Below are 15929 nucleotides of genomic sequence, written 5' to 3' on the forward strand. Positions count from 1 at the left end.
AAGAAGGAAATAGTATGTGTACAACCGTTGTTGTGGGAAAAAAAGCCTCTAGAACAGGATCAACATTGATTGCTAGAAACTGTGACTCTGAAGAACCTATCCAACCCGTTCGTTTTATTACCGTTGCTGAAGATGCTCATGTGAGTGGTATCTATAAAAGTAATATGACGAAGTTTACTGAAAAATATCCTAATAAATCATTGAAATATACAATGGTGCCATTTTTAGATGAAAGTAAGTTAGGGATTTTTGGTGAAGCTGGAATTAACTCAAAAAATGTGGCCATGAGCTCAACAGAAAGTATTTTCTCAAATACAGATGTTTTAGCCATTGACCCATTAACTCCAGCTGGTTTAGGTGAAGATTCATTACTTAATATGGTCTTACCATATATTGAATCAGCAAGAGATGGTGTGACTTATTTAGGTCAACTGATTAAAGAACATGGTTCTCATGAAGGAAATGGTATCATTTTTAGTGATAAAGATGAAGTGTGGTATATGGAAATCCCATGTGGTCATCATTGGGTTGCTCAGCGCGTGCCAGATGATTGCTGCGCTGTGATTGCCAACCAATCAATCATTGAAGAAATTAATTTTAACGACCCAGAAAACTTTATGTATTCTGAAGGAATTCGTGAATTTGTTGATGAGTATCAATTAAACCCAGATTATGAAGGATTTAATTTCCGCCATATTTTTGGAACAAGTACAAAAGAAGACAGACAATATAATACTGCCCGTGTGTGGTATGGTCAAAACTATTTAGGTCATAAAGTAGAAGATCCTAGAAGTAGCGATATGCCGTTTGTCTTTAAACCAAATCGTTTACTGACAGTTAATGATGTGGCTGCTGTACTAAGTTCACACTTTGATGAAACAATCTATGATCCATTTAATTCTGAGAGTGATGTCGATCGCAATGTATTTAGACCAATCTCTATGAACCGTACGGCTGAATCTCATATTTTAGAAATCAGAAACAACGTACCTGAAGAAATCGCTGCAATCATTTGGTTAAATAGTGCTCCGACAGCCTTTAACCCATATGTACCATTCTTCGCTAATAGTTTAGATACACCAAAAAGCTACCGTGATACAACAGATAGCTATGATATTAACCAAGCATACTGGATGTATCGCACATTAGCTGTGTTGGTAGAACGTGATTACAATAAATTATCTTCAGTGAACTTTGACTACTTAACATCTGCAAAAACGCTAGCCAAACATCTTGTGTTGGAAACAGACAAGGCTTTTAAAGAAGGAAACGTGTCAAACGTTGAAGAATTCCTAACAGAACAAAACAATAAAAATATTGACAAAATGAATGCTTTAGCTATGAAACATATTGGTGATTTAGTTCAAAGAGGTTTGGGATTATCTAAACTGACTTTTGATATTACTAAAGACGTTTAGTAAGCCGTTGAAAGGATAATCCCAGCGATTATCCTTTTCTCATTAAAACTATGGAAATGAAGGAAGAGGGAATATTTATGTGTACAACTGTTGTAGTAGGAAAAAAGGCAACGATGAATGGAGCAACGCTCATCGCTAGAAACTGTGACGCAGAAATCGTTATTGAACCAGTAAAGTTTATTGTGGTTCCTGAAAATGATGTGACTGAAGGTGTTTACAAATCATACTTAACACATTTTAAAGAAAACTACCCTAAGAAGTCACTTAGATACCAAATGGTGCCTTACATTCAATATAAAAAATACGGTATTTTTGGTGAGTCTGGTATCAACTCAAAAAATGTGGCAATGAGTGCAACTGAAAGTATTTTCAGCAACACAAAAGTTTTGGCTATTGATCCTTTAACAGATGGACTTGGTGAAGATTCTTTAGTTAGTGTGGTATTACCTTATATTTCTTCTGCTAGAGAAGGAGTGACTTATTTAGGAAAACTCATTGAAGAATATGGTTCTCATGAAGGAAACGGCGTTATCTTTAGTGATAAAGATGAGATTTGGTATATGGAAATTCCATGTGGCCATCATTGGATCGCACAACGCGTACCAGATGACTGTTGTGCGGTGATTGCCAATCAATCAATCATTGAAGAAGTTGATTTCAATGACCCAGAAAACTTTATGTATTCAGAAGGATTACGAGAATTTGTCGAAACCTATCATTTGAACCCAGATTATGAAGGATTTAACTTCCGTCATATTTTTGGTACAAGTTCAAAAGAAGATAGAGAATACAACACACCACGTGTATGGTACGGCCAAAATTATTTGGGGCATAAAGTAGAAGACCCAAGAAGTAGTGACATGCTATTTGTGTTTAAACCAAATCGTAAATTGAGTTATGAAGATGTAGGGGCTGTATTAAGTTCACACTATGATGAAACAATTTATGATCCATTTAACGCGTCAGATGATGCATCTAGAAAATTATTTAGACCGATTTCAATGAATCGTACATCACAGTCGCATATTTTAGAAATCAGAAATGATGTACCAGAAGAGATTGCAGCGATTACTTGGATTAATAGTGGCCCAACCGCCTTCAATCCGTATGTGCCTTTCTACGCAAATAGTAACGACACAGCACCATCATACAACAATACAAGTATGACTTATGATATCACTCAAGCTTACTGGATGCACCGTACACTCGCTGTTTTAGTAGAGCGTGATTATGACGTATTAAAAACAGTTAACTTTGATTATCTAAGTGCCGCTAGACAACTGGCAAATCACATGGTATTGGAAACAGATCGTGCGTACAAAGCCATGCAATCTGGAGATGTAACAGACTTTTTAACAAAACAAAACAAACAAAATATAGAAGAAATGAATCATTTAACCATGACTCATATCGGTGAATTGGTTAAGAAAGGGTTAGGCCTATCTAAACTCACCTTTGACATAACCAAAGACGTATAAAGATAAGTGAGGAGAACGTATTATGGAAAACAAAAGTGGTAGTAAAGCATCCACTGCTTCAAGTGTTAAACCGGTAGCAACTAATGCACAAGGAAACAATACTGCAAGTAAAAAAGGTGCTTTATCAAAAATAACATTAGCAACATTTATTGGGTTAACATTCTCTCTTGTAGCAGGTCCGTATTATTCAACATTGACGGCAACAGGATGGAACATGTTTTTATTCATGGGTATTGCCGTGATTGGATTTGCTTTACCAATTGCTTTAATGTCTGGAGAGTTTGGGACAACATTTCCTGGTCAAGGTGGTCCAGAGTTGTGGGTTAAAAACACCCTGGGACCTAAGTGGGGATTTGTGACCTCTTGGCTCATTTGGGCAGCGATGTTTCCTTCTATGGTTGTAGTAGGAACTGGGTTTGCACCAATGGTTGCGTTATTACTGAAGAAAGAAAGTTTAATCGAGAATTCGATGTTTACATTGGCGGTTATTTTAGGATTAGTTTGGTGTATGACACTGTTGAATTTAAAATTCGACATGGCAAAAGTAAATGGTAAATTTGGTATTTGGTTAGGTTTGTATATTCCTGTTGTGATGCTATTTATACTTGGTGTGTTTACCTTTGTAAAAATTGGTTTAAACCCAGATAGTATATTAGGAACCTTTTCATGGTCAAAATTAGTTCCTAAATCGTTCACAAGTGGTTCTGGAATGTACTTTAGTGGGATTATCTTTATTTTCTTAGGAATAGAGATGTCTTCTGTGTTTATTACTCGTCTGAAAAAACCATCTCAACAATATGCTAAAGGTGTTATTACATCCCTTATTTTATTAGCGTTGTTCTCATTGGTTAACTCATTTTTAGTAGCAAATGTTATCCCAGCAGGTAAAATTCAATTAAACAATGGTGCTCAGCCATTACAATTGTTTGCTGATCGTTTAGGATTACCATATTTTGTTGTCCAAATCTTCTGCTTACTTTCTATTGTGAGTGTGTTGACTAATATGTCCACATGGTTTATCAGTGCTCAAAAAACAATCACTGCAAGTGCAAGAGAAGGAGACTTCCCAGAAAAATTCAAATTCTGGAAAACAAATAAATTTAACTCATCAAATACCTTACTATTTGTTCAAGCGATTGCGATTACTATTTTGTCAGGAGCATACGTTGTCATCCCTGGAATTAACAAAGTATTCGTTATTATCACAAATAGTGGCACAATGATCTATTGTCTAGCTTATACATTAATGGCTTTAGGATTTATTGCGATGAGAAGAAAATCACCTGATACAGAACACCCTTTCCGTGTAGGTAAAAAAGGAAATGGTCTTGGATTCTTCTTTGCTGGTTTACTGATGGTAACTATCGTGTTTGCTTTAACGTTAACCTTTATGAGTAATACGATTGAAAACTTAATCTTTGTTTTAATCTTTGTCGGTATTCTATTTAGTATCCCTTTAATCATCTATAACAAGAAAAAAGCTAGCTGGTTAACTGATGTACAAAAAGAGATGGCAAAAGATAGTACCCAAACAACAAATAAATAATAACGAAATAACTGTTTATCTTTTTAGGTAAGCAGTTATTATTTTGTACAAAAATTTAGTTAACACACCATAAAAAGTTGTGTGAGATTCCCCAAAAAAACGAGAGATATACATACAAATGGAGTGATATATAAGTGTATCAATAAAATGATAAATTTAGGAATGGAATGTTTTATATGTCTAGACCACTTACTAGTGAACGACTCAATGAAATGAAGAAAGCTTTCAATTCAAACTGAGGAAATCAAGTTGCCCAAACAGCTGCGACAACTAGTGGCTCGTTTAAAGCAGCAGAAAATATCCAATCAATTGATGTTAATAATTTTAACTTTTCAATTGAGGTGGACACTCACCAAGTAACGAATCAACGTCATAGTGGACGCTGCTGGATATTTTCATGTGTGAATGTGATCCGATTACCAATAAAAAAACAATACAACATTGAAAACTTTGAATTATCACAAAATTATCTATTTTTCTATGACATTTCAGGATCAGCAAAATAAATATTAATATCATTCGAATTACTAATTGATTTCCAATTAGAAAATTCTTTACCAAAATCAAATGTGATTGATTTAAATAGATGGCATGGTGGCTGTTTAAGCCAATTATTTAAACTATTTTCGATATCTATTGCTCGTCTACCTATTGATTTTAACGTAATAATCACTTTTGATCGTCTTTCAACGAGTATGACAACAGTACTTTTATGGTCTTTTCCAACAATTGTGTCACCTTGAGGATGGCCAAGTTTATTATTAAAGAGTCGATAATCCTTATGGCGTTGATGGATAGTTCTTTTAAAGGCTTGTTTGCCTCTTTTTACTTTATAACCATTCGCTTTCCTTTTAACTTTCATAGGAAATGCGATCAAGTCAAACAGGCCTTACTTAAAGAATCTAGAATGAGTATGGATAGAACATGAATTAGGAAACTCATGATTGTATTACTACTTGCGTTTGGTATTTATCAAGCTTCTAAACGTTATGATTAGGTAGATAAAGGCCCCATTTACATGAGAAATTGACGACTTTGACTAACCCCAAAAACGCATTATCCAATATTCCAACAGACATTTTATATCAAATGGGCATGCCAATTAAACAGACGTTTATTTCAAATGAAACCATGAATGAATTTAATAAACAATTAGGAAGTAAAGTCATCACTCAAACCACAGCAGTAATCAACGAAAGTCTTGATACAACAACCGGATCAAGTTCATCTACAACACCAAATGATACAACTAAAAAATAACAGTATAATGACTGTCTAAAAAGTTAAGCAAGCCCATTTATGAACCTTTTATTTTATTGACAAATCCTAAGAAAGTGAACTAAAATTAGGTCAGCGTTATGTATACCTTTTTTGAGCGATGAATGACTATAGACATAAGGATGGGTGATGTGTGATGGATGAGAAAAATATGCAAATGGTTATGGGACTCATTATGCATAGTGGAGATGCTAAAAGTCATGCGATGGAAGCAATTCAGGCAGCAAAGGCAAACGATTTTTCAGCAGCAGAAGTAAGTTTAAATGAGGCGAAAGAATCTTTGATAAGGGCGCATCAATCTCAAACGGAGATGCTAACTAAAGAAGCTCAAGGAGATCCAATAGAGGTAACACTTCTTACTGTACATAGTCAAGACCATTTGATGACGAGTATATCCTTTACTGATTTAGCCAAAGAAATGGTTGATTTATATAAAGTGATTAATGGAAGGTAAAAGAAAAATTTATAATTTTAGAAAGAAGGGAATATTATGCCATCATACGCTGTCCCCTTATCAACGGCAATTATTTGTTTTGCTGTAATATCATTTATTGGGACTGCTCCGTGGACGATTTATCAATACCGAAAATATGGTTATTTTAACTTTTGGCGTAACTTAGTATTTTTTAGTTTTATCTATTATTGTTTGACCGCTTTTTTTCTAGTAAGCTTACCACTACCTAAAAATCGACACGATATAGAATTTAAGCATCATGTGTATACTCAGTTAAAACCTTTTAATTTTTTAAAGGATTTTACAACCATACCAGGATTTGAAGCAGGCAATCCTAGGACATATATCAAGTTAGTGAAGTCTTTTACGTTTTTACAAGTTATTTTTAATATCATGTTACTATTGCCTTTAGGGGTGTATTTACGTTTCTTTTTTAAGAAAGCGAACAAATGGTGCGTCGCATTACCGATTATATTTAGTACGACATTATTTTTTGAGGTATCACAGTTAACGGCTTTATTTGGATACTATGAGTACCCATATCGTTTATTTGATGTGGATGATTTGATGATGAATACTTTAGGAGGAATGATTGGCTTTTTTGTTGCGCCAATATTATTATTCTTTGTTCCGAGTCGAGATCAACTACATAAACAAGATGATAGTTACACATCCGATCATATTGCATCCTATGGGTCTCAACTAGTTGAAGTCCTACTAACATTGGCTGTTTCTCAAATGATTGGCTCGCTGTTATCAACGTTTATTTTTCGAGAAAGTGATATGTATTCAATAAAATTAGTGATAAGTTTTCTTTTCATGGTAGTTCTGCCTTTTATGATGAAAGGGACAACTGTAGGAGGGAAAATAATCAAACTCACAATACGCTTGCCAGAAAAGAAACCCATCACGTCGCTTATCTATCGTTTTATTCTTATTTTTACTCCGTCACTTGTCAGTCGTTTGGGGCAAAGTATTTATGATTTTTATTCAGAGAATATCTATATGATTCTATTCCAACTATTGTATTCACTTATCGTATATTTTGTGTGGGCGAGTTTTTTATTTATTATTGTAAGAGATTGGATTAATAAAAAAGATGTTGTATTTTTTAATCACTTATCTAGAATAATTTTCATCAGAAAATAAATATGAACCTACCTTTTAACATGAAGAGGTAGGTTTCATTGTGTGTAAATGATATGATACTTTATAAATAGTCATGAGAAAGTAGGAGAGAAAATGAAGGTTACAGAAGGATACATGCCATTTTTAGAGTATCAAACATATTATCGAATTGTCGGAGAAGCATCTGAAAAACCCCCTTTATTGTTGTTACATGGAGGACCAGGGTCGACACACAATTATTTTGAATTATTGGATGAACTGGCAGAGGATGGGCGGCAACTAATCATGTATGATCAATTAGGGTGTGGTTTGTCATCTATTCCTAATAAACCAGAGCTATGGACAGCTAAAACATGGCTAAATGAGTTGATTACATTAAGAGAATATTTAAGTCTAGAGAGAGTACATATCCTTGGGCAGTCATGGGGAGGGATGTTGCTTATTAAATATATGTGTGACAAAGAACCTAGTGGTGTAGACAGTATTATTTTATCGAGTACCTTATCGTCTGCGGAATTATGGAAACAAGAGCAACATCGTTTAATCAAATTAATGGATGAAAAAAAGCAAGAGGCTATAGCATATGCTGAAGCAAACAATGATTTCTCAAAACCAGAGTATTTAAAAGCAAATGACCTATTTATGCAACGACATGCAGGTGATATGGCAACTAAAACATCTCCGGAACCTCTTAGACGTCAAAAAACCAGAGGAGAGCAAGCTTATCTATATGCGTGGGGACCAAATGAATTCTTTCCTATGGGAACATTAAAAACATTTGATTATACCGCTCAGTTGCATCAGATTAAGGTGCCTGCCTTAATTATTAGTGGGGCGAATGACTTGTGTACCCCTGTACTTGCCAAAACAATGTATGATGAAATTCCAAACGCAACCTGGGAGTTATTTCAACACAGTCGACATATGCCGTTTGTAGAAGAACGAGATAAATACATTAACCTACTAGCTAGTTGGCTTGAAAAGTGAGTAGATTAAGAGGATACTACCTATTTTTACTAATCTATGGTAGAATTTCCTAATAAGAACATTCTGTTTCTTATTAAGAAATAATGAGGTGAAAGCGTGAAAGACAATCAATTGAAACCATATGGAACAGTATTGATTAAAGCGGCTAAAATATTAGATTGCTTAGCAGAAACAACAGGCGATATTACACTGAAAGAGGTTGCAGAATTATCAGGGCTGACAACATCTACCGCGTTAAAAATATTGGATACATTGATACTTATTGGATATGTAACACGAAATGAAAAAAGTAAAACATATTATTTAGGTCCTAGCATAGTAAAATATAGTCAAGTATATTCAAGTAATTCGATGTTAAAAAACATAGCTGAGTCCAGTTTAGAAAAACTTCAGTTAAAAGTAGATGAAACAATTCATTTAGGGATGTCTAATAATAATGAATTGATCTATATAGATAAACTAGAACCTAAGGAAAAGTCGATTTATATGTCATCTAAGGTTGGAGCAAGAAAACCTCTTTATTCGACAGGAATGGGAAAAGTATTTTTATCGGCATATAATGATGAAGAATTAGATCACTACTTTAAAACAGTTCCGCTACAGGCTTATACAGAAAATACTATTACTAATAAATTTTTGATGAAGAAAGAATTACAGAAAATAAAAGAAACGAATATTGCCTATGATGATGAGGAAATGGAAGAAGATTGTTATTGTATTGCTATGCCTATAATGACTAAACAAGGACGGATTGAAGGAGCATTTAGTGTTAGTATGCCGAAATTTAGAGTAAATGAAGAATTTAGAAATTATGTGATTGATAACATGTTAGAGGCAAAAAATACTATTGAAAAAAATTTGAATTAAATGTAAACAAATTATGTTGATTGTAAAATTAAGCAAAATAACTAAAAAAAATCATTTGTGATCACTCTCCTTGTTTTCTTTTGTTAGAAAGACAATTTGAGTTCATCATAAATGATTTTTGTTTTTCGGGTTACTTAGAACACTATCACTGCCTAGTAATAAAGTTATTGACACTATCTTAAAAATGTTGTTACAAAGTGTTTTTTAGGGTATAATTTAAACTAAAATGAAAATTTAAATAAATATGTTAAAGGAGAAAAAATTGAAAAAACTATATTTTATTATGATGCTAATTTGTTTTTCTATTTGTCTAGTTATTAAAACTGATTTGGTATGGGCATCATCGAATTCAGAAATCACGGGGATATTACCTAATCAAAATAAACATATTGATGATCGTGTTTACCTAGTCTATGGATATCAAATTAAGGAAGATATTGTTAAATTGAACAGTGCTAATGATGTTTTTAATATTTCTATTATTGGAGATAAGGAAAATAATATGTACTTTTGTTTAGACGAACGCAAATATAATCCAACTGATGGAGAATTAAATACGTTAGAACCTAGTAAACAATTAATACCAGAAATTAATTGGTTATCGTCAAATTTTTATAATAATATTGAAAACCTTAAATGGAATAAAAATACACCAAATAAAAGTGGTGGAAAAAGTCCTATAGATAGCTTTAATAAGGCTAATTTTTACAATAAGTATGTCTATACACAATTAGCAATTTGGCATTTTACTAATCCTACAGAATTTCCGATGAGTCGTAATGTAATTAAAAATAATCCCGAGGTTATTGCATTAATTAACGAAGCAAATAAAAATAAAAATTTTTATAATCCAACGTATACCGATTCGTTAAATGTTATTAATAATATTCAATATGAAGCAACAGAATTATCTAAAGAAAGTGAAGATGATGATACATATATTTTTTCAACTACTATTGTAAAGTCAGGATCAACTGAATCGTTCGATGTTAAAGATATCAAGTATACAGTGTCAATCGAAGATAAGAGTCAAAAACGTGATGTGACTAAGGACGTTACTATAACACCGCAATCAAATAATAAAATATATATACAAGTACCTAAAAATCTTTTGCAAGAATCACAATCAAAACTTATAGTATCAGCAAGTGCAACAGTTACTTCAGATAAAGCATTTACTACTCATTATGACAATAGAAATAATAAACAACCAGTATTGGGTGGGTATAAATTTAGTAAAGTACTATCGACTGAAAAATCAATTGACATCGTCGATCAAACACATTATTCTGTCTACAAAAAATGGGATGATCAGAATAATCAAGATGGTAAAAGACCAAAAGAGATAACTGTCCAGTTATATGCTAATAATCAAAAATTAGGAGATCCCATAACATTAAATACTAACAATAATTGGCAATATACATGGAATGAATTAGATGCTATTACGAATGGGAAAAAAATCGAGTATAGTGTGAAAGAGTTAGGAGAAATAGATCCTTATAGTTCATCTATCACAACAGATAGAGATCAATTATCTACTACCATTACGAATTCTTATAGTCCAGAAGTGACTGAAATATCCGGTGAAAAAGTTTGGGATGATCAGAATAATCAAGATAATAAGCGCCCTAATTCAGTGACTGTTAATTTATTAGCAGATGGTGAGGAAATAGATGAAAAAATTGTAACACCTAATTCAGAAGGTCATTGGACTTATGAATTTACAAATTTACCTGTATATGCGAATGGAAAGAAAATAGTTTATAGCATTGCAGAAGATACCGTTCCTGACTATTCAACTGAAGTGAATGGCACAACGATTACAAATTCTTATACTCCAGGAAAAACGAGCGTTTCAGTCGCTAAGATGTGGGATGACAATAATAATCAAGATAACATTCGACCAAGTAGTATTGAAGTTCAACTTTATAAACAAACTGAAAAAGGTAAGGTAGAGGTAGGTTCTGTTGTATTGTTAGATGAAAAGAATAACTGGTCAACAACATGGCCGGATTTACCTTTAATGGATAGTGGAGAAAAAATTAAATATACAGTTGAAGAAGTGAATGGTTCTAAAAATATACCAGGTTATACAACAACTGTTGATGATGCTGATCATGGAAATATTATTATTACAAATAAGCATGATGTTGAATTAACAAAGATTCAAGGTGAAAAGACTTGGAATGATGGCAATGATCAAGATGGTATTCGACCGGATAAAATTACAATCATTTTATACGCAAATGGCGTTGAAACAGCTCGAAAAATTGTGACGGCATCAGATAATTGGTTATATGAATTTAATGATCTGCCTGTCTATTCACAAGGGAAAAAAATTAACTATACTGTACAGGAAATACCAGTAGAGGGATATGAAACAAAGATTGATGGAGTGAATATAACAAACACACATACTCCAGAAACAACAACAGTTACTGGATCAAAATTGTGGCATGACCAAGATAATCAAGACGGCATTCGGCCAAATAAAATTACAGCTATTTTATATGCAAATGGCGTTGAAGTTGATCGTCAAATAGTTACAGAAGAAACCAATTGGGTATACACATTTACAGATCTACCTAAAAATAGTAATGGGAAAGAAATAGAGTATACTATTAAGGAAATTCCTGTACCTGGATACAATCTAACAGTAAATGACATAAATTTATTAAATACTCATGCTGTAGATAAAACAAAAATATCAGGAACTAAAACGTGGGATGATGATAACAATAACGATGGGAAACGTCCTAAATCAATTATTGTGTATCTTTATGCAGATGGTGAGCGTATAAAGCAACAAGAGGTAACACCTGATAAGTCTGGTGTTTGGTCATACGAATTTGATAATTTAGATAAATATAAAAACGGACAAGAAATAAAATATACTATTCAAGAAGAACCAATCCCTCATTATGAAACTACTATTAATGGAACAAATTTAGTTAACCATTATACTTCAGAAGTGACTGATATTAAAGGTATCAAAACATGGAATGATGCGAACGATAATGATGGAAAGCGACCTAAATCTATTACTGTTTATTTAATTGCCAATGGAAATGAAAAAGAACCTGAAGCTAAAAAAATAGTCGATGAAACGACTAATTGGGAGTATCGTTTTACCGGATTACCTGTATATAAAGATGGGAAAAAGATTACTTATACAGTTATTGAAGAACCCGTTAATGGATATACAACATCTATTGATGGTTATAATATAACTAATACTTATTCACCTGAAAAAACAGCTATTAGCGGCAGGAAGATATGGAACGATGACAATAATAGAGAAGGAAAACGCCCAGACTCTATTACCGTTAACCTCTTAGCGGATGGCAAAATCGTTGATTCCAAAGAAGTATCAAAGAAAGATAATTGGAGTTATAATTTTACCGATTTAGATAAATTCAATGATGGTAAAGAAATTGTGTATTCTATTACAGAAAATACTATTCCTGATTATTCAACTGAAATTTCTGGTACGGATATTATCAATACTTATACTCCTGGAAAAACTAGCGTATCTGTAACAAAGGCATGGAATGATGGCAATAACCAAGATGGATTAAGACCGAATAAAATTTCTGTTCAATTGTACGCAAATGGTATTAAGTCAGGAAAACCAGTAGAATTAAATGATTCCAACAATTGGACAACAACATGGAACGATTTAGCGTTAAAGCAAAATGGTACTGATGTTATTTATACAGTAAAAGAAATCGATAAAATAGATGGTTATACAATGACCATAGATGATACTAACAAAGGTAATATTATTATTACTAATTCTCATAATATTACACGATCATCAACAAACCATTCAGATAAAAGCCTTCTTAGTAAAATATTACCAAAAACTGGTGAATCGTATAATTATATATTCTCTATAATGGGATTAGTAACTATTTTGATAATTATACTGCTTTATTTTTTAAAACGTCGATTTAAAAATTAAGCTAGACAACTAAAAAAACGTTTGTGATATACTTAAATTGTATTTCCAACCAAAGAAAATAGGCTCTATGTTAAATCGTGTTAATGGACAATAATGTAGATAAAAAAATCTCAAAAATGAAATAGAATTAATTGAAGTGAGGGAAGAAATTCTCTCGCTTTTTTATTTAACCTGAAAAACTTGATCTTGAATCAAAAAGATAGGTCGTTTGAATAGTAGAAAGTTTCGATAGCCATAGGTCACACGTTTAATTACTTTAATTTTATTGTTAAGACCGTCTAACAAAAGAAGGTTGTTCAAGGATGGACTCCAGATGTCATTATTGGTCGTGCTGAGTTTTCTAATTCATGTTCTATCAGTACTCTTTATAGATTATTTAAGCAAGGTCTGTTTGAGTTGACTGCATTACCTATGAAAGGTAAAAGGAAAGCGAATGGTTATAAAGAAAAAAGAGGCAAACAAGCCTTTAAATAACTATCTATCAACGTAATAAGGACTATCAACTCTTTAATAATAAAGTGGCTGGACCCAAAAGTCTTAAAATAGAAAAATTCCATGAAATAAGTTTGTTAGAACGATGACTTCATGGTATTTCTGTTTCCTTAGTTTAGTAATTTTCATAAAAAAGTTACTTTTGAGTCAACCTCTTTTTTTGAAAGCCCATAAAACCGATGTTATCACACTCGTTGAAAGACTATCAAAAGTGATTATTACGTTAAAACCAATAATTATACGAGAAATAGATATCGAAAATAGTTTAAATAATTGGCTTAAACAGCCACCATGCCATCTATTTCAATCAATCACATTCGATTGTGGTAAAGAATTTTCTAATTGGAAATCAATCAGCAATCGAAATGATATTGATATTTATTTTGCCAATCCAGGAATATCCTCACAACGAGGCTTAAATGAACACTCTAATGGCTTATTACGTAAAGATGGATTGCCTAAACAAATGGATTTCAACAAAGTTGAAGAATTTTTTATCCAATCTATCGCATTTAAAAGAAATAATATTCCTAGAAAATCATTAAATTATAAAACACTATTGGAAGTAGTATTTTTAAGTTATGTAGACAATGATATTTTGCCTAGATTAATTTGACAAATGGAAATGTAAAAAAATAAAGGTAGGTGAGTTTTTTATCCATGTCAAAAATATACAGCTTAACTTTCGTGGGTACGCTACTTACCTCTATTTTCTTATAATAAACGAAGTCCGTAAAACCCATATAATGTATAATCAAATTTTGTATATTTATCAGACGTAAAATAATAAAAAAAGTGCATTTTTTGAAATTAGGTCTTTATTCTTTACTTTTTAAAACTTAAATTGTATCATTTATACAAAACGAATGGCATAAATATATATATATCTACAATATGATGGCTATAAGGTTATTTATTGTTAAAAAGTATGTATTGCGCTTCATATTGTGTTGTTTAAGTTATAAAAAAGCAAATATAGATAAAAAACTGCTGCTTTTTTGTATTAATATTAAACTAATCAGCACAGTGAAAAAATATATAAATAGGGAGTGTTAATTTATGAATGATAAACAAAAGAAGAAGATAGTGAACTTTTTAAATGCTAAACCTCAAGATAAAATACATAGATATAAAAGGAGGAAAGTAAAAAAAGTATGGGTTTATGCAGCAATTATCACGACGATGATTGGTTTAGAGTCAATTTCTAGTAATGTAAACACTCTGTCAGGATTATCTTCTATTACTGTTCATGCAGATACTGTAGTAAACTATAAACAACAATATTATCCACCAATATTGAGAGTTGAATCAGGATCTACAGCACAGACAGATGGTAGTAATTCTTATTTAAACCTACTCTATGAAATTAATGGTAAAAAAGCTACTGATGTAGATTATATCGAGTTCCAATTAAATAATGGAACAAATAGCACTAAGTCTAATCCTAAAGCAAAAATAACAGGCGGAATTAATATTTTAGGGCAACCTACTGTTATGTTAAGAGTTGATTTCTCAGGTCGTGAGGCATTTGACAATGAAAGAGCTCTTGTAGACGGTAATACGGTTATCCATTTTATCGATGGAACTTCTCTAGTCATTAATCCAAATAGAAATATTATTTTTCTTTTTTCTAAGCAGGATGTTGAGAGCAATAGAAGAGGCATAATGGATCTAAGTAACTTTACGGAAGAAGAAAAAAATAAAACTTTTGAAAAGTCTATATCTATTGTAGACAAAGCTTATATAGACGATATGAAATCTTTAAGTGAAGTAACTGACTTTGATAGCTTGTCTGATGTAAATAGTTTATATAAGAAAACAATTGAAGCAAAATTAGAGCAAGCTAGCGAAGATTTTACAAATCAAGATTCAGGGTTTAAACAATTTGAAGATGAGGCCAAATCTAAAAGGGCAGAAATAAATGCAGTTACAGATGCTAAAAAAGGTGCAAAAGAAAAAGCTTTAAAAGAAGTTGATAGTTTATTGTCACAATATAGAAAGAGTACTTTTGATGCTACTGGAAAAGACGTTCTGGGCCAAATTACGGAAGGTGTCGCTAAAATTAAAGCAGTTTCAGTAGAGAGAGAAAAACCTTTCGATAAAGACGCCCATAAACCAACCGTCAACCAACCAACAGAAGGAGAGCAGGTAGTATCCGGCAAAGGGGTTGGTGGCGATGAGCTCACAATCAAAGATAAAGACAATAAGGTGATTGGAAAAGGAACCGTAGCGGAAGATGGTACGTTTACTGTTAAAACCGATCGACCTTTAGAAAAAGGGGAAGAATTAACGGTGATCCCAACGACCGATGGCA

General features: G+C 32.4%; 12 protein-coding genes and 3 pseudogenes. 13 read left to right on the top strand and 2 right to left on the bottom strand.

Annotated features, from left to right (window positions below):
• The first annotated feature begins 14 nt into the window (after positions 1-14).
• From MN581_RS08675 to MN581_RS08690, 4 genes are all read left to right on the top strand, one after another.
• A complete protein-coding gene (locus tag MN581_RS08675; protein WP_117973880.1) occupies positions 15-1418 on the top strand; it encodes a C69 family dipeptidase in 1404 nt (467 codons plus the stop codon).
• 77 nt (positions 1419-1495) lie between these two features.
• A complete protein-coding gene (locus MN581_RS08680) occupies positions 1496-2896 on the top strand; it encodes a C69 family dipeptidase (RefSeq protein ID WP_241699605.1) in 1401 nt (466 codons plus the stop codon).
• A gap of 22 nt (positions 2897-2918) precedes the next feature.
• Positions 2919-4442, top strand: a complete 1524-nt coding sequence (locus tag MN581_RS08685; protein WP_241699606.1) for an amino acid permease — start codon at positions 2919-2921, stop codon at positions 4440-4442.
• A gap of 299 nt (positions 4443-4741) precedes the next feature.
• Complete coding sequence (locus MN581_RS08690; protein ID WP_233519211.1) at positions 4742-4948, top strand: C1 family peptidase; 207 nt, start codon at positions 4742-4744, stop codon at positions 4946-4948.
• Here the strand turns inward: MN581_RS08690 and MN581_RS08695 are convergent.
• Positions 4933-5370 (bottom strand): annotated as a pseudogene (locus tag MN581_RS08695) (IS30 family transposase); the annotation flags it as partial. The gene MN581_RS08690 and the pseudogene MN581_RS08695 overlap by 16 nt on opposite strands.
• 107 nt (positions 5371-5477) lie before the next feature.
• On the opposite strand from MN581_RS08695, the gene MN581_RS08700 reads away from it, so the two are divergent.
• The 6 genes from MN581_RS08700 (at position 5478) to MN581_RS08725 (ending at position 13123) form a co-directional block, all read left to right on the top strand.
• Positions 5478-5702 carry a hypothetical protein gene (locus MN581_RS08700; RefSeq protein ID WP_241699607.1) on the top strand — a complete coding sequence of 75 codons (225 nt, stop codon included), beginning with the start codon at positions 5478-5480 and terminating at the stop codon, positions 5700-5702.
• A 151-nt stretch (positions 5703-5853) separates the two neighbouring features.
• A complete protein-coding gene (locus MN581_RS08705; RefSeq protein ID WP_199500931.1) occupies positions 5854-6174 on the top strand; it encodes a PTS lactose/cellobiose transporter subunit IIA in 321 nt (106 codons plus the stop codon).
• A gap of 36 nt (positions 6175-6210) precedes the next feature.
• Positions 6211-7323 (top strand): VanZ family protein, encoded by a 1113-nt coding sequence (locus tag MN581_RS08710; RefSeq protein WP_117973869.1) that lies wholly within the window; start codon positions 6211-6213, stop codon positions 7321-7323.
• 93 nt (positions 7324-7416) lie between these two features.
• Positions 7417-8289 (top strand): proline iminopeptidase, encoded by an 873-nt coding sequence (gene pepI, locus MN581_RS08715; protein ID WP_241699608.1) that lies wholly within the window; start codon positions 7417-7419, stop codon positions 8287-8289.
• Between the two features lie 96 nt (positions 8290-8385).
• Complete coding sequence (locus tag MN581_RS08720) at positions 8386-9156, top strand: IclR family transcriptional regulator (RefSeq protein ID WP_241699609.1); 771 nt, start codon at positions 8386-8388, stop codon at positions 9154-9156.
• A gap of 262 nt (positions 9157-9418) precedes the next feature.
• Entirely contained in the window at positions 9419-13123 is a 3705-nt protein-coding gene (locus MN581_RS08725; protein ID WP_241699610.1) for a Cna B-type domain-containing protein, read from the top strand.
• A 162-nt stretch (positions 13124-13285) separates the two neighbouring features.
• Here the strand turns inward: MN581_RS08725 and MN581_RS08730 are convergent, their stop codons facing one another.
• Positions 13286-13423: a transposase gene (locus MN581_RS08730; protein ID WP_158559463.1), complete on the bottom strand. Its 138-nt coding sequence runs from the start codon at positions 13421-13423 to the stop codon at positions 13286-13288.
• Here MN581_RS08730 and MN581_RS08735 point away from each other — a divergent pair.
• From MN581_RS08735 to MN581_RS08745, 3 genes and pseudogenes are all read left to right on the top strand, one after another.
• Positions 13406-13594, top strand: a pseudogene (locus MN581_RS08735) (IS30 family transposase); the annotation flags it as partial. The gene MN581_RS08730 and the pseudogene MN581_RS08735 overlap by 18 nt on opposite strands.
• 190 nt (positions 13595-13784) lie before the next feature.
• A pseudogene (locus MN581_RS08740) lies at positions 13785-14231 on the top strand (IS30 family transposase); the annotation flags it as partial.
• A gap of 443 nt (positions 14232-14674) precedes the next feature.
• Positions 14675-15929 (top strand): Ig-like domain-containing protein (locus MN581_RS08745; RefSeq protein WP_241699611.1); only part of this gene is annotated, 1255 nt, incomplete at its 3' end.

The organism is Vagococcus sp. CY53-2, assembly GCF_022604695.1.
Lineage (GTDB): Bacteria > Bacillota > Bacilli > Lactobacillales > Vagococcaceae > Vagococcus.